The sequence below is a fragment of the Pseudomonas sp. VEM90 genome (genome assembly GCF_054611535.1).
In genome coordinates, this window is record NZ_JBTRAR010000031.1 from 1 (window position 1) to 16,402 (window position 16,402).

Consider the following 16,402-nt stretch of genomic DNA (forward strand, 5'->3'; position numbering starts at 1 on the left):
GGAAGACAGGGAATCGTGTTTCGAACTATGCTTTTTCATGGTCTCGCCCTCGCTGCCGTTGGCTTCTTTGAACACCACCGTGGCACTGTGATGCCTCGGCGGGGGCGAGTCCATCGATTACACAGATTGGTGGTGGACACACATTGGTGATAGGGCGCATGCCGTCGTAGGAGCGGGTTTACCCGCGAAAGGGCCGGCCCTGCTGGCCAATCTCCACCCGCCGTTCACCGTTGCCGCCGCCACCGTATTCGCGGGTAAACCCGCTCCTACACAGATTGGTGGTGGACACACATTGGTGATAGGGCGCAGGCCGTCGTAGGAGCGGGTTTACCCGCGAAAGGGCCGGCCCTGCTGGCCAATTACCACCCGCCGTTCACCGTTGCCGCCGTGACCGTATTCGCGGGTAAACCCGCTCCTACACAGATTGGTGGTGGACACACATCGGGGGTTGGACACAGGCCGCCGTAGGAGCGGGTTCACCCGCGAAAGGGCCGGGCCTGCTGGCCAATTACCACCCGCCGTTCACCGTTGCCGCCGCGACCGTATTCGCGGGTAAACCCGCTCCTACACAGATCGGTGGTGGACACACATCGGGGGTTGGACACAGGCCGCCGTAGGAGCGGGTTCACCCGCGAAAGGGCCGGGCCTGCTGGCCAATTACCACCCGCCGTTCATCGTTGCTGCTGCCACCGTATTCGCGGGTAAACCCGCTCCTACACAGATTGGTGGTGGACACACATCTGGGGTTGGACACAGGCCGTCGTAGGAGCGGGTTTACCCGCGAAGAGGCCAGCACAGGTTAGCGGGTCAGGTGCAGGGCCAACTGCACCAGCCCGATCAATACCGCAATGAACACCAGGGTGAACAGCGCCCCCAGCGCAATGAAGTGGCTGGCCTTGCCGTGGGTGAAGTCGCGTGCGCGGTTTTTGCCGCTTTGCACGCCGAAGGCGGCAGCGAGGATGCTGTGCAGCATCTGCCAGAAGGTCGGGGGTTTGCCCTGGCTGGAATCGTCCATGGTGGCTCCTGGGGAAATCAGAGGCAATCAGGGACAGTGTAGGCAATGGTTGCGAGGTTGCCTGTGCCGGCCTCTTCACGGGTATACCCGCGAAGAAGCCAGCGCAGTCGTTTAGCTGTCATACCCCAGGTTAGGCGCCAGCCAGCGCTCGCTCACGCTGATGTCCTGGCCTTTGCGCGCGCTGTAACGTTCGATCTGGTCCTTGTCGACCTTGCCGACGGCAAAATACTTCGCCTGCGGGTGGGCGAAGTACCAGCCGCTGACCGCCGCCGCCGGGAACATCGCGAAGTGCTCGGTGAGGTATACCCCGCTCGGCCCGGTTTCACCGATGGCAGTGCCATCGAGCAGGCGGAACAGGGTTTCCTTTTCGGTGTGGTCGGGGCAGGCCGGGTAGCCCGGAGCAGGGCGGATGCCGCTGTACTGTTCCTTGATCAGCGCCTCGTTGTCCAGGTGCTCGTCGCGGGCATAGCCCCAGTGCTCTTTACGCACCTGCTCGTGCAGCCATTCGGCACAGGCTTCGGCCAGGCGGTCGGCCAGGGCCTTGACCATGATCGAGCTGTAGTCGTCGCCCTTGTCCTGGTAAGCCTTGGCTACTTCCTCGGCACCGATGCCGGCGGTGGTGATGAAACCACCTACGTAGTCGGTAACGCCGCTGTCTTTCGGTGCGACGAAGTCGGCCAGCGACCAGTTGGGCTTGCCGTCCGGCTTGATGGTCTGCTGGCGCAGGTGGTGCAGGGTGGCCAGTGCCTGGCCGTCTTCGCCGTAGACTTCGATGTCGTCATCGTCCACCTGGTTGGCCGGCCAGAAGCCGAATACCGCGCGGGCGCTGATCAGCTTCTCGTCGATCAGTTTGTCGAGCATCTCGCGGGCATCCTTGTACAGCGCCGTAGCGGCCTCGCCAACCACCTCGTCGGTGAGGATGCGCGGGAACTTGCCGGCCAGGTCCCAGGAGATGAAGAACGGCGTCCAGTCGATGTACTCGGCCAGGGTGCGCAAATCGATGTCCTCCAGCACCTTGACGCCGGTGAAGGAGGGCGCCGTTGGCTGGTAGCCGGCCCAGTCGTACTGCGGCTTGGCGGCGATCGCCTGGGCGTAGCTGAGGCGCTCGGTACGGGCGCTGCGGTTGGCGGTGCGCTCGCGCACGTCCACATATTCCAGGCGGGTCTTCTCGACAAAGCCCGGCTTCAGTTCTTTGGACAGCAATTGGGTGGCCACGCCGACCGCGCGCGAAGCGTCGGTGACGTAGATGACCGCGTCGTTGCTGTACTTGGGCTCGATCTTGACCGCCGTGTGCGCCTTGGAGGTGGTGGCGCCGCCGATCATCAGCGGCAGTTCGAAGCCCTGGCGCTGCATTTCGCGGGCAACGTGGACCATTTCGTCCAGCGACGGGGTAATCAGGCCGGACAGGCCGATGATGTCGCACTTCTGCTCGCGGGCCGTCTGCAGGATCTTCTCCGCCGGCACCATCACGCCAAGGTCGACGATGTCGTATCCGTTACAGCCCAGCACCACGCCGACAATGTTCTTGCCGATGTCGTGCACGTCGCCTTTTACCGTGGCCATCAGGATCTTGCCCTTGGCTTCCGGTTTGTCGCCTTTCTCGGCTTCGATGAACGGGATCAGGTGAGCAACGGCCTGTTTCATCACCCGGGCTGACTTGACCACCTGCGGCAGGAACATCTTGCCCGCACCGAACAGGTCGCCGACCACGTTCATGCCGTTCATCAGCGGGCCTTCGATCACTTCGATGGGGCGCGCGCACTGCTGGCGGCATGCTTCGGTGTCTTCGACGATGAACGCGGTAATGCCTTTTACCAGCGCGTGCTCCAGGCGTTTCTCCACCGGCAGCGAGCGCCACTCTTCGTTTTCCACTTCCTTGGTTGCGCCGCCGCCCTTGTAGTCGTCGGCGATGGCCAGCAGTGCATCGGTGCCATGCGGGGTGCGGTTGAGCACCACATCCTCGACCTTTTCACGCAGTTGGGCCGGGATCTCGTCGTAGATCTCCAGCTGACCGGCGTTGACGATACCCATGGTCAGGCCGTTCTGGATCGCGTGATACAGGAACACCGAGTGGATCGCCTCACGCACCGGGTTGTTGCCACGGAACGAGAACGACACGTTGGACACACCGCCCGAGCTCAGGGCGTGGGGCAGGTGGTCGCGGATATAGGCACAGGCTTCGATGAAGTCGACGGCGTAGTTGTTGTGTTCTTCGATACCGGTGGCGACGGCGAAGATGTTCGGGTCGAAGATGATGTCTTCTGGCGGGAAGCCCACTTCGTTGACCAGGATGTCATAGCTGCGCTGGCAGATTTCCTTCTTGCGCGCTGCAGTGTCGGCCTGGCCGACTTCGTCGAAGGCCATGACCACCACGGCAGCACCATAGCGCTTGCACAGGCGGGCGTGGTGCTTGAACTGCTCGACACCTTCCTTCATGGAAATGGAGTTGACGATGCCCTTGCCCTGGATGCACTTGAGACCGGCTTCGATCACTTCCCACTTGGACGAGTCGATCATGATCGGTACACGCGAGATGTCCGGTTCACCCGCGATCAGGTTGAGGAACCGGACCATGGCCGCCTGGGAGTCGAGCATCCCTTCGTCCATGTTGATGTCGATTACCTGGGCGCCGGCCTCGACCTGTTGCAGGGCGACTTCCAGGGCTTCGGTATAGTTCTCTTCGCGGATCAGCCGGGCGAACTTGGCGGAACCGGTGATATTGGTGCGCTCACCGACGTTGACGAACAGCGACTGGCGGTCGATGGTGAACGGCTCCAGGCCCGACAGGCGGCAGGCCTTGGCGATTTCCGGAATCTCGCGCGGCTTGTACTTGGCCACGGCTTCGGCAATGGCCTGGATGTGCCCCGGCGTGGTACCGCAGCAGCCGCCAATGATGTTGAGGAAGCCGCTGGCAGCGAATTCCTCGACCACCGCAGCCATCTCGGCCGGAGTTTCGTCGTACTCGCCGAAGGCATTCGGCAGGCCGGCATTGGGGTGGGCGGACACATGGGTATCGGCCTTGGTCGCCAGCTCTTCCAGGTACGGGCGCAGGTCCTTGGCGCCCAGGGCGCAGTTCAGGCCCACGGAAATCGGCTTGGCGTGACGCACCGAGTTCCAGAACGCTTCGGTAGTCTGGCCCGACAGGGTACGGCCGGAGGCGTCGGTGATGGTGCCGGAGATCATGATCGGCAGTTCGACGTTGTCGTCCTCGAACACTTGCTGCACGGCGAAGATTGCCGCCTTGGCGTTGAGGGTGTCGAAGATGGTCTCGATCAGGATCAGGTCGGCGCCGCCTTCGATCAGGCCGCGGGTGGCCTCGATGTAGTTTTCTACCAACTCGTCAAAGGTGACGTTGCGGAACCCTGGGTCATTGACGTCCGGGGAAATCGAGCAGGTCCGGCTGGTGGGGCCGAGCACGCCGGCGACGAAGCGCGGCTTGTCCGGCGTCTCCAGGGTCTTGGCATCGGCAACCTGGCGAGCGATGCGCGCGCCTTCGACGTTCAGCTCGTAAACCAGTGACTCCATGCCGTAGTCGGCCTGGGAAATCTGCGTGGCGTTGAAGGTGTTGGTTTCGAGAATATCGGCACCGGCATCCAGGTAGGCCTTCTCGATGGCGGCGATCACGTCCGGGCGGCTGAGCAGCAAAAGGTCGTTGTTTCCCTTCACATCGCTTGGCCAATCGGCAAAACGCGTGCCACGATAGTCGTGTTCCTCTAGACGGTAGCTTTGGATCATAGTACCCATGCCGCCGTCGAGGATCAGGATGCGCTCTTTGAGTGCGTTCTGGAGTGCTTGGAGACGAGCGCTGCGGTCGGACATAGGAACTACCTGGTCGGGCAAATATCAGAAGGTGCCGAATCATAACAAAGCTGCGCGGTTTTTAGGCATGTAGCCCATTTGCATGAAAACTGCTCATGTTGAGCGGGCGCTGACAGCGCAAAGCACCCAGGATGACCAGGCAACAAATCGTGATGGCTTTCAAGAACCAGGACTTTCCGCACATGGTGCATCGTATCCTTGCCGGCGCCTTTGCCCTGCTCATCAGCGGCGCGGCATTCGGGCAGGCCCCCCAGTCGAGCCCGGCTATCTCCTACACCCGGGACATTCAACCGATCTTTACCGAGAAGTGCGTGGCCTGCCACGCCTGCAACGACGCCGCCTGCCAGCTGAAGCTGGAAAGCCCTGAAGGCGCTGTACGCGGGGCCAGCAAGGTCCCGGTGTACCAGGGCGAGCGGAGCAAGGCGGTGCCCACCACGCGGCTTTTCTACGACGCACACAGCGAAGAGCAATGGCGCAAGAAAGGCTTCTACTCGGTGCTCGACAACCAGGGCGGTCAGGCCGCGCTGATGGCGCGCATGCTGGAGTTGGGCCACAAGACCCCGCTTACGCCCAACGCCAAGCTGCCCGAAGAGATCGTCCTGGGCCTGAGCCGCAACAATATGTGCCCGTTGCCCTATGAGTTCGACGCCTATGCCGGTGCACATCCCAAGGAGGGCATGCCGCTGGCGGTGACCGGGCTGACCGACGACGAATACACCACCATGCGCCGCTGGCTGGCGGCCGGTGCGCCGGTGGAGTACCAGCCGATCCAGCCGAGCGCGGCCGAAGCCAGGCAAATCGCAGAGTGGGAAGAACTGTTCAACCGCCCGGGTTCCACCGAGGCGCTGGTGGGTCGCTGGCTGTACGAGCACCTGTTCCTGGCGCACATCTACTTCGTTGGCGGCGAGCAGGGCCACTTCTTCCAGTGGGTGCGCTCGCGCACGCCAAGTGGCAAGCCGGTCGATATCATTGCCACCCGCCGCCCCAACGACCCACCGGGCACGGACTTCTACTACCGGTTGATCTCGGTGCAGGGTGTGATCGTGCACAAGACGCACATCACCTACCCGATGGGGCCGCAGAAACTCAAGCGCGTGAAGCAGCTGTTCTACGCCGGCGATTGGCATGCCACCGCGCTTCCGGGTTACGGCCCGCGCCACCGGTCCAACCCGTTTGAAACCTTCGAAGCGATCCCGGCAGTGGCGCGTTACCAGTTCATGCTGGATAACGCCGAGTACTTCGTGCGCACCTTCATCCGTGGCCCGGTGTGCCGCGGGCAGATTGCCACTGACGTGATCCGCGACAACTTCTGGGCGCTGTTCCAGGAGCCGGCCTTCGATCGCTACATCACCGATGCCGAGTACCGGGGCGAGGCCACGCCGTTGCTGGCCATGCCTGGCCAGATCGATGACGTGGGCAGTGTACTGAGCCTGTGGCACGCCTATCGGGACAAGCGCAACGACTACGAGAAACTGCGCCGTGAAGCCTATGCCGAAATGCCGGCACCGAGATGGTCGACGCTGTGGGCCGGTAACGACAATGCGCTGCTGAGCATCTTCCGCCACTTCGACAGCGCATCGGTGACCAAGGGCCTGGTGGGTGATGTGCCGCTGACCGTGTGGCTGTTCGACTACCCGTTGTTCGAGCGCACGTATTACCAGTTGGCGGTCAACTTCGATGTGTATGGCAACGTTTCGCACCAGTTGCAGACGCGCCTGTACTTCGACCTGATCCGCAATGGTGCCGAGGTCAACTTCCTGCGCCTGATGCCGGCCGACCAGCGCAAGGCGATCCTTGGTGACTGGTACCAGAACAGTGGCAAGGTGAAAATGTGGATGGATTATGAAGACATCGACACCGACACCCCGAGTGGCATCAAGCTCGACCCGCGCAACCCCAAACGCGACTTTGGCCTGAAGCTGCTGCAGCGCACCGGCAGCCTGAATGCCGCGCCGGACCCGATCAATCGCTGCCAGGGCGCGTTCTGCTCACGGCCGCAGATCAGCGAAGAGTTCCGCAATGCCGAGCAGTCGCTCAGCCGGCTGGTGTCGCGCCCGGCGGCCGGGCTGAAGGTGATCAACCAGTTGCCCGAGGCGACCATGCTGCGTATCGAAGGGCAGGACGGCCAGCGTCAGGTGTACAGCCTGCTGCGCAACCGCGCGCACAGCAACGTGGCGTTCCTGCTGGGTGAGGCTTACCGCTACCAGCCGGGGCTGGATACCCTGACCCTGTACCCGGGGGTGCTCACCAGCTACCCGAACTTCATCTTCAACATCCCGACCACGGATGTGCCGGAGTTCGTCGAGGACATGGAGTATGCAAAAGATGACGCGGCGAAGTTCGAGCGCATTGTCATGCGCTGGGGTGTGCGCCGCAGTCACCCGGCGTTCTGGCACTACTTCCACGACCTGAACAGCTATATCAAGGAGACCGAACCGGTCGAGGCGGGCGTGCTGGACATGAACCGCTACGAGAACCTCTGATCGGGTTGGCTGACTTTTCCGAGTACCTTGCGGTCGGAACGGGTGGGTGGTCTTGATCGATTGCAAAGGGGGCTGCTTTGCAGCCCTTCGCGGGTGAACCCGCTCCTACAACAGGTACGGCGCTGCTCTCAAGGCTGGCGCTGGCCTCTGCACTCGATACGGGCCTCAATGCACCGCCTAGCGCAGGGTATTCCATGCTGTATTCGCTTCAGGCACTGCGGGCGTTCGCCGCCTGGGTGGTGGTCTGCCACCATTTCATGCAGATCTTCTTCGACTTCCACGCCACCGGCCCCATCGGCCAACTGCTTGCAGACCGCGGCGCCGTAGGTGTCGACATCTTCTTCGTCATCAGCGGGCTGGTCATCTACCTGTCGACCCGCGACAAAGCCATCGAACCGCGCCAGTTCCTGCTCAATCGGGCGCTGCGCATCGTCCCGGCCTACTGGTTCTACACCGCCCTGATGGCCATGTTGCTGCTGGCATTCAGCCAATGGATGCCACATCAGGCGTTTGCCTGGCCGCACCTGTTCCTGTCGCTGCTGTTCATTCCGGCGGAAAACCCCGGTGGTTATGGCCTGTACCCAACCCTGAACGTGGGCTGGACGCTGAACTTCGAGATGTTCTTCTACCTGCTGTTCGGCCTGGCCTTCCTGGTACGCCAACGGCATCACCTGCTGTTGGTGACTGCCGCACTGTTGCTGGTCAGTGAGGGGCTGGGGCGCATGGGCGTGGTCAGCCGCTTCTACAACAACGACATCATCTACGAGTTTCTGCTGGGCATCGGTGTGGGCGTACTGTATCGCCGCGGACTGATCCGGCAGGGCAGGGTGTTGCCGCTGGCGTTGTTGGGGATGGCGGGCCTGGCGATCTACTATCTGGACGCGTCCCAGCGCTTGCTGTACTGGGGGGTGCCGAGCGCGATGATCGTCCTGGCCTTCGTGGCCATGGAGCCGCTGTTCCAGGGCAATCGGCTGCTCAAGGCCCTTGGCGACTGTTCGTACTCGGTGTACCTGATTCATGTGCTGGTGCTGTATGCCGGTTGGTTCGCCACCCAGCGGCTGCAGCTGAACCCGTTCCTGACATTTGCCCTGTGCGTGCCGTCCATTGGACTAATGTCGTGGTTCAGCTACCAGTGGCTGGAGCGTGGCCTGTACCGGCGAATGCAGGCCTGGCTGACGGCGCAACGGGGGCCGGCCCCGGAATATGCGCTTTCCCGAGTCAATTGCTAGGACTTTGTTCAAAGGCCGGGTTGGCGTACACTTGGCCGCAAGTCTGTGAGGAACCTACATGAGCGCTATAACCATTACCGACGCCGCCCATGACTACCTGGCCGATCTGCTCTCCAAGCAGAATACGCCCGGCATCGGCATTCGCATTTTCATCACCCAGCCGGGCACCCAGTACGCCGAAACGTGCATCGCCTACTGCAAGCCGGGCGAAGAGAAGCCTGACGACACCGCCGTGGGTCTGAAAAGCTTCACCGCGTACCTGGATGCAGTCAGCGTGCCGTTCCTGGAAGACGCGCTGGTCGACTACGCCACCGACCGCATGGGCGGCCAGCTGACCATCAAGGCGCCAAACGCCAAGGTGCCGATGGTCAACGAAGACAGCCCGATCAACGAGCGTATCAACTACTACCTGCAGACCGAGATCAACCCCGGCCTGGCCAGCCATGGTGGCCAGGTGAGCCTGGTGGACGTGGTCGATGACGGCATTGCCGTGCTGCAGTTCGGTGGGGGCTGCCAGGGTTGCGGTCAGGCCGATGTCACCCTGAAGGAAGGTATCGAGCGCACCCTGCTCGAGCGTATTCCGGAGCTGAAGGGCGTGCGCGACGTGACTGACCACAGCCAGAAAGAAAACGCCTACTACTGAGTTGAAGGCGGCTCCCTTAGCAACAAAGTGTTACGGTTTCAACCCCTGCGACAACAGGCCGCAGCCCGTATTCAAAGGGCTGCAGGCCATCCCCGCGTTGGTCGGGTAGAACCCCTCTGGGTGTCATGCCAGAATGCCCCGGTTTTTCGACCGGCCCGTCCCGAGGGCCGGCACCTTCCCTGTAAAGGATGGTTTCATGAATGATCTTTTGACCCGGCGTGCGGTTGTCGCCGGCATGGGCGTTCTCGGGCTTGGCCTGCTGGCAGGCTGCAGCCCGGCCCGGGGGCTCGAGTTCAAGTACGGCAAGAACATGAGCAACGAAATCCTCGGGCGCAAGTTCAGCCTCAAAGACCCGCAAGGTAACGTGCGCACCCTGTCGAGCTTCTACGGCAGCATGCCGATGGTCTTCTTCGGCTTCACCCAGTGCCCGGCCGTCTGCCCGACCACGCTGGCGCGTGCGGCGCAGATTCGCAAGCTGCTGAGGGGCCGCGACCGCGACCTGTTCCAGGTGGTGTTCATCACCCTGGACCCGGAGCGCGACACGCCCGAGGTGCTCGATGCCTACCTCAAGGCCTTCGACCCGACGTTCACCGCGCTGACCGGCACCCCCGAGGAAATTGCCGCTGTGGCCAAGGAGTTCAAGGTGTTCTACGAGAAGGTTCCGGCCGGAGACACCTACACCATTTCTCACTCGTCCACCAGCTACGTCTACGATACACGTGGCACCCTGCGCCTGAGCCTGGGCCATTCCTTGAACGCCAAGGAATGCGCCGAAGATCTGGTCACCCTGATGGAGATCTGCTGAATGTCGATGCAACCGATCAAACGCGGTTTGACTGCCCTGGTACTGATGGGGCTGGCGCTGCCGGCCCTGGCCCAGACCACCGTGAGTGATGCCTGGGTGCGTGCCAGCGTGCCGCACCAGCAGTCTACCGGTGCTTTCATGGTCCTGACTGCCAGCAGCGACAGCAAGCTGGTGGGCGTGGCTTCGCCCGTGGCCAAGACCGTGCAGGTGCACGAGATGACCATGAACGGTGACGTGATGGGCATGCGTGAGGTCAAGGCTGTCGAGTTGCCAGCCGGCAAGGCAGTGACCCTGGACCCGAATGGCCTGCATGTCATGCTGATGGGCCTGCACAATCAGGTGAAGGAAGGGGAGAAAGTGCCACTGACCCTGACCATCGAGGATGCCAAGGGCGCCAAGGAAACCCTGGAAGTTCAGGCACAAGTGCGTGCGCTCAACGCCGAAGCGGGTGGTGGGCATGATCACATGCACATGAACCACTGACAGATCAAAGGGCCGCGTTCAGCGGCCCTTTTCTTTTTCAACTGTGCCTTTCAGCTACGAAAGCGCGGCAGCGGTCTGTCGAGGGTCAGCGACGTCAGGGTCTTTCGAACCTGGGCCTCATCGGCCTCCAGTGCCTTCAGGCTAGCGCGGATCTTGCCGGCGGCGGGCACATCGCCCTGCCGGTCGATCCAGTCGGCAATCTCCTTGCAGGCACTGCTCAGACAGGCCTGGCGCTGGGTCATCAGCGACAGAAGGGTGGTGAGCTCTCTTTCGGACATGGCAGGATCCTCCGTTCAGCCTTGTCAGTGTAGCAGAGGGTTGGCCAGGCCCTTGCGACCTTTACAAGGCGCGCTGCGGCAGCTGCCAGTGGCTGCTCCCGCGGCTCAGTCACAACTCGTTACTTATAAACAGCATGTTTAAAGTTGATGCTCGTTCCGTGCGAGGGATTCAAGGCTCGGGATCTGAAAGTGCCTGTTGAAGTGCTCAACTGCACAATCTGGTAGCTGCTGGCGGGTCTGCATGCTCGAGAGGGCGCTGCCGCCCTTTCACGCGCGTAGGGCAGAGTGAACGCAGGCTTGCCGATACGCCCCCGGGGTCACCCCATAGGCTTGCTTGAACTGCCGGCTCAAATGGCTCTGGTCAGCAAAGCCGAGGTCGAACGCCACTTGCGAAGCGGCCAGGCCGTGCTTCAGCATTTCGCGGGCGCGGGCCAGGCGGCGTTGCTTCAGCCAGGCATGGGGTGGCAGTCCGGTGGCCTGGCGGAACACCCGGGCGAAGTGGAACGGCGACAGGTTGACTGCTGCCGCCAGCGTTTCCAGTGAGGGCGGGTCGGCCAGTTGGCTTTCCAGCAGTTCGCGGGCGCGGGCTACGGCCAGGGGTTCGTGGCCAGGGGCCGAAGGCTCGGCGCACTGCCCGTGCCGCTGGACCAGGGCCAGCACCGCCTGGCGCCAGGCCGTCTGCTGCTGCAAGGCGCTGGCGCTGGCTTCGGACAACTGATGCAGCTGGCTGAAGGCGATGGCCAGGGCCGGGTCATGGATCACGCTGTCCTTGAAGCTGGGCATGCCGTGGCGGCCCAGTTCCAGTTCGTCGAGCACACCGGTCACCCGCTCGTGCTCGGGATAGAAGCCGCGATAACGCCAGCCGGCTTCATGGGCCGTAGCGCCGGTATGCAGTTCGTCGGGGTTGATCAGCACCATGCTGCCGACCGGTGCCAGGTGCTCGCTGCCGCGGTGCCAGAAGCGCTGGGCGCCCGACTCGATCACGGTGAATACATAGCCCTCGTGCACATGCGGGGCAAAGCGCTGCTGATAGTAGCGAGCGTGCAGCATCTCGACGTCGCCAAGGGCTGGCGCCTGCCAGAGGTGTGTCTGCTCGGGCAAGGGCATGCTCATGCCAGCCAGCTGCGCAGAAGGAAGAAGATCAACATGCTCACCAGCATGCTCAGCAATACGCTGCGGGTCAACAGCACCAGGGCGATGGCCACAAGGGAGCCCAGCAGGTAGGGGTTGAGCAGGCTCAGGTTGAGCTGGTGGTCAGCCATGAAGATGATCGGGCCGCAGATGGCGGTGAGCATGCCTGGCACGGCAAAGCCGAGAAACTGCCGGGCATTCGAGCTCAGGCGCAAGGGCAGGCGTGGCTCCAGGAACGCGTAGCGGTTGAGGAACACGATGGCACCCATGGCGAAAATCAGGATCCAGGTCATGCGCGGGCTCCGGCAAATTTCTGGCAGATGAACCCGGCGCTCATGCCCAGCAGGCCTGCGACCACCAGGGCGGTTTCCCAGTGCCAGTAGCTGAACAGCACCGAACAGAACAGCGACACGGCTACGCACACTACGGTGGCCAGGTTGCGCACCAGCGGCGCGATCAGGGCGACGAAAGTGGCGACAATGGAGAAATCAAGGCCGAATTGGTCCAGGTGTGGAATGTTCTGGCCCAGCAGTATGCCGGCCAGGGTGAACAGGTTCCAGGCGATGTAGAAGGTAAGGCCCACCCCCAGGGCATACCAGCGGTTGAATTGCTGCTGGTCGTACTGGCTGGTCAGGGCGAAGAATTCGTCGGTCAGCAGAAAGCCCAGGCCGAGCCGCCAGCGCAAAGGCTGGCTGGACAGCACTGGGCGCATCGACAGGCCATACAGTAGGTGCTGCGAGGTCAGCAGCAGGGTGGTGAGCAGGATAGATGCCAGGTTGGCACCCCCTTTGAGCATGCCAATGGCCACCAACTGCGCGGCACCGGCGAAGACGATGGCTGACAGCCCTTGCCCTTGCCAGGCACTGAGGTTGGCCTCAATGGCCATGGAGCCGGCCAGCAGGCCCCAAGGGGCAACGGCCAGGGACAACGGGATAATAGCAATGGCGCCGTGAAGAAAGGCTTGGCGGGCGATGTGGGGCATGATGGCTGCATTACGGCTACGTGGCAGGCCAGCATGACAGACGGTGCAGGGGATGGCTTGAACGATCTTGCTGACCGACGTGTGTTCGCCCCAACCTCAGTGGCCACCTGACAACAGGGCCGCAAAGCGGCCCCGAATGAGCCTGGGTTATGGGCGGCTGGTCAGCAGCTGGTGCGCCGTTGCGCAGCCATTGATGTCTACGGCTTTCTGCAGCAGGCTCGTGCGGTGCTGTGGGTCGAGGTCGCCAAGCAGGCGGTACACCTCGGCCTGGTAGTCGCGCTGACGCCCCCACAACATTTCCAGGCCTTGTGGCCGGCTGCGGTTGCAGGCCAGGCGTGTGGCCGGTTGCGGGTAGTAGGGGGCGTACACGGTGGCCATGCTGGGGATGGCCTCCAGCGCTGTACGGTACTCGCTGCTGACGTTGTAGGGCCGGCACCAGGTGGCGATGGCTGGCGCCGGCGCGGCAAACCCCTGTTTGAGGCTGGCTTCGAGCAACGGGCAGGCGGCCTCCGGGATTTGCGCGGCGGGCAGGTACGTCATGTAGTACAACGCCAGGCGGTACTGTGCGACCGGGTGGCCAAGCGCTACCGATTTTTTCAGCAGGGCAACCGCTGTCGGCAAGGTGTGAGCCATGGCCTGGCCCTGGCGGCTAAGCTCAGGGTCACGCCCCACTGCTGTGCGCAGCGTGCTGGCAGCGTCGCTCTGGTCATCGGCCTGCTCCAGCAGCGGCAAGGCCTGCCGGTAGAGCAAGTCGGCATGAGGGTCGATGCGTACCTCCAGCGCTTGTGCGGCCAGCGGCATCAGCGCAGCCAATAGCGGGGGCAGGCGCCGCACAAGGCTCACAGGCAAACCCCATGGATGGCCAGGTACGGAAGGACGGCTTCGGTGTTCATGGCGGTCAAGCGTGCGCCTCGGGCAAATCGTAACGACGACGTATTCTAGCCACCCAAGGGGGGTTGCCGAAAGACCACCCGGCAACTGTCAGACGAGCTTGATCGGCGTGACCTTGCGCTGCGCATGTTTTTCCTGGGCCAGCCCAAGCTTGGCGGTGATCACCTTGGCCAAGGCATTGTTGCCCAGATCGTTCAGGTGCAGGCGGTCGATGAACAGGTCGGCGCTGAACACTGGCGAGCTGTCGAGCATGCAGTTCATGTCGTAGCAGGGCACCGGGTCGGCCTGGCTTTTGATGCGGCGGAAAAATGCCGAATGCAACTGTCTGTCGAATGCGCCCTCCAGCAGCCGGTCGAAGTTCGCCGGTTGTTGCTGCAGCGCGGTCAGCATGGCTTGCTCGCCGGCGGGCAGAGTATCCCGGCACCAGGGCAGCAAGGGTTGCAGGATGAAGGTGAGCGTGGCGTGGCTGTCTGCCAGGAGGCGGTCCCATTGGCGCAAGGTACGGCCGATGTTGTCGGCGGCACGGGCCAGTCGTTTTTCCGGGGGCGACAGTGGCCAACTGACCGGAGCTGCGACCACGGGAGGGGCCAGCGCCTGGCCGATGCGCCGCCACAGCGACTGCCGACGGGGTGGTGCGCAGGGCTGCAGGCCTTCGCTGAAACTGTTGAGAAAGGCCTGGTAGGCCTTGGCGTGCTGCGGGTCGTTGGTCCCCGCGAGGACCTCGCGCAGGGCTTCGTGGGCCAGGCTGTTGAGGCCGCTGAGCACCACCACATGGCCGAGCTGGCCAAGGCGGTGCTGGTGGGTCAGGAACATCATCAATTCCTGGCTGGCATTGAGCCCGCAGCCGGCCAGGCTCAGCCACACTTCGCCCGTGAGCATCGACAGGTGCGAGGCCACGGTGTGTTCGTCGGAGCTGGCGCCGATGCCCAGGGCTGTGGAGCCGCCGACCAGCAGGTTGATGCGCGACGCACCACCGTGCTCGGCCGCTGAAAAGCGCTTGCCGGCGCAATGGCTGTAACGCAAGCCAAGGGCATCGGTGTTGATGGTGCCGGAGCGGTAGCCGGTTTCGTGCACATGCAGGGTATAGGGTGCACGGCGACTGCCCAGCAGGAGAAAACGCTGGTAGTCCTGCTGCAGCGGCGAAGGAGACGGGCGCGTGTCAGTCGTGGTCATGGTCTCTCCTTCGCTGATGCCGGGTGCTTAGCAGCAGGTTCAGGCCGCCAGTTCCTTGAGGTTGTACAGCAGGCCGCCGCCGGCGATCAGCAGCAGGGCGACGCCCGAGGCCAGGCTGATGAGGCGGTTGCTGCGCTGCGAAGCGATCTTGCCGATGGCGAAGATGTACAGGCTGAGCACGGCGAAATCGATGGCCACCCACAGTAGCGACAGCACCACCATGCTCTTGCCGAACGATTCGGTGATCTGGATGAACTGCGGGAAGAAAGCGATGAAGAAAATGATGTCTTTCGGGTTGGAAATGCCCACCATGAAGCCTTGCATCAGCCCGCCGCGCCCAGCCTTGGGGGCCTCGCTCGTCGCGTCTGACGCGGGTGCCTGCAGGGCGTCCCTCAGCGTGCCGATGGCAATGTAGCCGATGAACAGGCAGCCCAGCAGGCTCATGGTGCTGAGCCATGCCTTGTCGATGGCGGCGCTGGTGAGGATGATCCAGGCTGCCGCGCCGATCAGCACCAGTGATGCCCAGTTGGTGCCGACGGCGGTGAACATGGCCTTGCGCGAGCCGGAGGCGGCCGCAGTGTTGACGATCAGTGCCACCACCGGGCCGGGAGTGGCGATCAGTAGCAGCACGGTGAGGGCGTAGGTGGCGGTGAGTGCGGTATTCACGGTCAGTTCTCGATCAGTATGTCGGGTGTCGCCTGGTGTGCGGCATGGGCGTGGAACGGGCAGCGTGACGGGTTGAGCGAGCCTGTCTCCTGCAGTTGATACTGCTTCCACTCGTAGTTGTCGGTATCGCCGAAAAAGCCAAGGGTGTCGGGCACAACGCCGTCGTTGTAGTGATGCACGCGTTCGCGAATGCGCTCGCGAATGCGCTTGCCACTCTCGGTGTTGGCGTTGGCCACTTCGTCGAAGTTCTCCCGCGGGTTGATGACGAAGGTGATGTGCTGCCCCAGATTGCGGCTTTTCATCTGCTGGTGGCCGGGGAAGTTCATATTGATGAACAGTGGCATGCCGGCATAGCAGAACGACCAGCCGGTATCGTCGGGATCGGTCGGGATGCTCTGAGGCCAAGGGTGTGGGTCGCGTGCGTGCACGCCGCGCAGTACCTTCCAGGCCAGGGCCTGCTGCTCGGCCAGGCTGCTGCCGGCTGCGGTTTCGAGAAACACCACCAAAGGGCTGCCGATGCGCTGCTTGGGGGCGATCGGTGCGACGGTGCGCACATAATTGGCCAGGCCCTGTGCGATATCATCGGCCAGTTGCTCGGCGCGGGCGAAGAGAATGTGGCAGGTTTCGCCGTTTACCGCCTTGCGGCCGAACAGGCAGGGGAATTCGGGGTTGGCGAGAATACTGCGAAAGTGTTCTATGGTTTTGAACGTCCAGTGTTGCATGTTGTAACCATGTTCAGCGGCGAGCTCCAGCGCATCCAGGCGATAGCAATTTCCATATCCCGTAAACATGATTTCCCCAGGC

At 62.8% G+C, this 16,402-nt stretch carries 15 protein-coding genes; 5 read left to right on the forward strand and 10 right to left on the reverse strand.

Annotation, left to right across the window (positions count from 1 at the left end; all coding sequences use genetic code 11):
• Window positions 1-799: 799 nt before the first annotated feature.
• Together ACYCCG_RS23585 and metH are read right to left on the reverse strand one after the other, a co-directional pair.
• Entirely contained in the window at window positions 800-1,015 is a 216-nt protein-coding gene (locus tag ACYCCG_RS23585) for a DUF2970 domain-containing protein (protein ID WP_004573790.1), read from the reverse strand.
• A gap of 111 nt (window positions 1,016-1,126) precedes the next feature.
• Window positions 1,127-4,834: a methionine synthase gene (gene metH / locus ACYCCG_RS23590; RefSeq protein WP_010953333.1), complete on the reverse strand. Its 3,708-nt coding sequence runs from the start codon at window positions 4,832-4,834 to the stop codon at window positions 1,127-1,129.
• 182 nt (window positions 4,835-5,016) lie between these two features.
• Here metH and ACYCCG_RS23595 point away from each other — a divergent pair, with 182 nt between their 5' ends.
• The 5 genes from ACYCCG_RS23595 to ACYCCG_RS23615 all read left to right on the forward strand — a co-directional run bounded on the left by ACYCCG_RS23595 (window position 5,017) and on the right by ACYCCG_RS23615 (window position 10,477).
• The gene (locus ACYCCG_RS23595) at window positions 5,017-7,317 is read left to right on the forward strand and encodes a fatty acid cis/trans isomerase (RefSeq protein WP_459671998.1); all 2,301 of its coding nucleotides are present in this window, start codon (window positions 5,017-5,019) and stop codon (window positions 7,315-7,317) included.
• Between the two features lie 194 nt (window positions 7,318-7,511).
• Window positions 7,512-8,546 carry an acyltransferase family protein gene (locus tag ACYCCG_RS23600; RefSeq protein WP_209964938.1) on the forward strand — a complete coding sequence of 345 codons (1,035 nt, stop codon included), beginning with the start codon at window positions 7,512-7,514 and terminating at the stop codon, window positions 8,544-8,546.
• Window positions 8,547-8,604: 58 nt separating this feature from the next.
• The gene (nfuA, locus tag ACYCCG_RS23605) at window positions 8,605-9,189 is read left to right on the forward strand and encodes a Fe-S biogenesis protein NfuA (RefSeq protein WP_003250416.1); all 585 of its coding nucleotides are present in this window, start codon (window positions 8,605-8,607) and stop codon (window positions 9,187-9,189) included.
• Between the two features lie 196 nt (window positions 9,190-9,385).
• Window positions 9,386-9,994: an SCO family protein gene (locus ACYCCG_RS23610; RefSeq protein ID WP_209964941.1), complete on the forward strand. Its 609-nt coding sequence runs from the start codon at window positions 9,386-9,388 to the stop codon at window positions 9,992-9,994.
• A complete protein-coding gene (locus tag ACYCCG_RS23615; RefSeq protein WP_209964943.1) occupies window positions 9,995-10,477 on the forward strand; it encodes a copper chaperone PCu(A)C in 483 nt (160 codons plus the stop codon).
• Window positions 10,478-10,527: 50 nt separating this feature from the next.
• Here ACYCCG_RS23615 and ACYCCG_RS23620 read toward each other — a convergent pair whose 3' ends face one another.
• From ACYCCG_RS23620 to ACYCCG_RS23655, 8 genes are all read right to left on the reverse strand, one after another.
• The gene (locus ACYCCG_RS23620; RefSeq protein ID WP_016393610.1) at window positions 10,528-10,755 is read right to left on the reverse strand and encodes a hypothetical protein; all 228 of its coding nucleotides are present in this window, start codon (window positions 10,753-10,755) and stop codon (window positions 10,528-10,530) included.
• Between the two features lie 267 nt (window positions 10,756-11,022).
• Window positions 11,023-11,868, reverse strand: coding sequence for an AraC family transcriptional regulator (locus ACYCCG_RS23625; protein ID WP_176683898.1), 846 nt, complete (start codon window positions 11,866-11,868; stop codon window positions 11,023-11,025).
• Window positions 11,865-12,179, reverse strand: a complete 315-nt coding sequence (locus ACYCCG_RS23630) for an AzlD domain-containing protein (RefSeq protein ID WP_020193370.1) — start codon at window positions 12,177-12,179, stop codon at window positions 11,865-11,867. The genes ACYCCG_RS23625 and ACYCCG_RS23630 overlap by 4 nt, the downstream gene beginning before the upstream one ends.
• Window positions 12,176-12,868 (reverse strand): AzlC family ABC transporter permease, encoded by a 693-nt coding sequence (locus ACYCCG_RS23635; RefSeq protein WP_021782839.1) that lies wholly within the window; start codon window positions 12,866-12,868, stop codon window positions 12,176-12,178. Before ACYCCG_RS23635 ends, ACYCCG_RS23630 begins: the two co-directional genes overlap by 4 nt.
• A gap of 147 nt (window positions 12,869-13,015) precedes the next feature.
• Complete coding sequence (locus ACYCCG_RS23640; RefSeq protein WP_176683896.1) at window positions 13,016-13,711, reverse strand: sel1 repeat family protein; 696 nt, start codon at window positions 13,709-13,711, stop codon at window positions 13,016-13,018.
• A gap of 138 nt (window positions 13,712-13,849) precedes the next feature.
• Window positions 13,850-14,932: a hypothetical protein gene (locus tag ACYCCG_RS23645; protein WP_176683895.1), complete on the reverse strand. Its 1,083-nt coding sequence runs from the start codon at window positions 14,930-14,932 to the stop codon at window positions 13,850-13,852.
• A gap of 39 nt (window positions 14,933-14,971) precedes the next feature.
• Complete coding sequence (locus tag ACYCCG_RS23650) at window positions 14,972-15,598, reverse strand: LysE family translocator (protein WP_209964947.1); 627 nt, start codon at window positions 15,596-15,598, stop codon at window positions 14,972-14,974.
• A 2-nt stretch (window positions 15,599-15,600) separates the two neighbouring features.
• Window positions 15,601-16,389: a YqcI/YcgG family protein gene (locus ACYCCG_RS23655; protein WP_459671969.1), complete on the reverse strand. Its 789-nt coding sequence runs from the start codon at window positions 16,387-16,389 to the stop codon at window positions 15,601-15,603.
• Window positions 16,390-16,402: the final 13 nt, after the last annotated feature.

Bases quoted from the DNA above. Each gene is read 5' to 3' on its own strand.
- ACYCCG_RS23585 (WP_004573790.1), bottom strand. From the start codon at position 1,015: ATGGACGATTCCAGCCAGGGCAAACCCCCGACCTTCTGGCAGATGCTG.
- ACYCCG_RS23620 (WP_016393610.1), bottom strand. From the start codon at position 10,755: ATGTCCGAAAGAGAGCTCACCACCCTTCTGTCGCTGATGACCCAGCGC.
- ACYCCG_RS23635 (WP_021782839.1), bottom strand. From the start codon at position 12,868: ATGCCCCACATCGCCCGCCAAGCCTTTCTTCACGGCGCCATTGCTATT.
- ACYCCG_RS23630 (WP_020193370.1), bottom strand. From the start codon at position 12,179: ATGACCTGGATCCTGATTTTCGCCATGGGTGCCATCGTGTTCCTCAAC.
- ACYCCG_RS23615 (WP_209964943.1), top strand. From the start codon at position 9,995: ATGTCGATGCAACCGATCAAACGCGGTTTGACTGCCCTGGTACTGATG.
- ACYCCG_RS23600 (WP_209964938.1), top strand. From the start codon at position 7,512: ATGCTGTATTCGCTTCAGGCACTGCGGGCGTTCGCCGCCTGGGTGGTG.
- ACYCCG_RS23625 (WP_176683898.1), bottom strand. From the start codon at position 11,868: ATGAGCATGCCCTTGCCCGAGCAGACACACCTCTGGCAGGCGCCAGCC.
- nfuA (WP_003250416.1), top strand. From the start codon at position 8,605: ATGAGCGCTATAACCATTACCGACGCCGCCCATGACTACCTGGCCGAT.
- metH (WP_010953333.1), bottom strand. From the start codon at position 4,834: ATGTCCGACCGCAGCGCTCGTCTCCAAGCACTCCAGAACGCACTCAAA.
- ACYCCG_RS23655 (WP_459671969.1), bottom strand. From the start codon at position 16,389: ATGTTTACGGGATATGGAAATTGCTATCGCCTGGATGCGCTGGAGCTC.
- ACYCCG_RS23645 (WP_176683895.1), bottom strand. From the start codon at position 14,932: ATGACCACGACTGACACGCGCCCGTCTCCTTCGCCGCTGCAGCAGGAC.
- ACYCCG_RS23595 (WP_459671998.1), top strand. From the start codon at position 5,017: ATGGTGCATCGTATCCTTGCCGGCGCCTTTGCCCTGCTCATCAGCGGC.
- ACYCCG_RS23610 (WP_209964941.1), top strand. From the start codon at position 9,386: ATGAATGATCTTTTGACCCGGCGTGCGGTTGTCGCCGGCATGGGCGTT.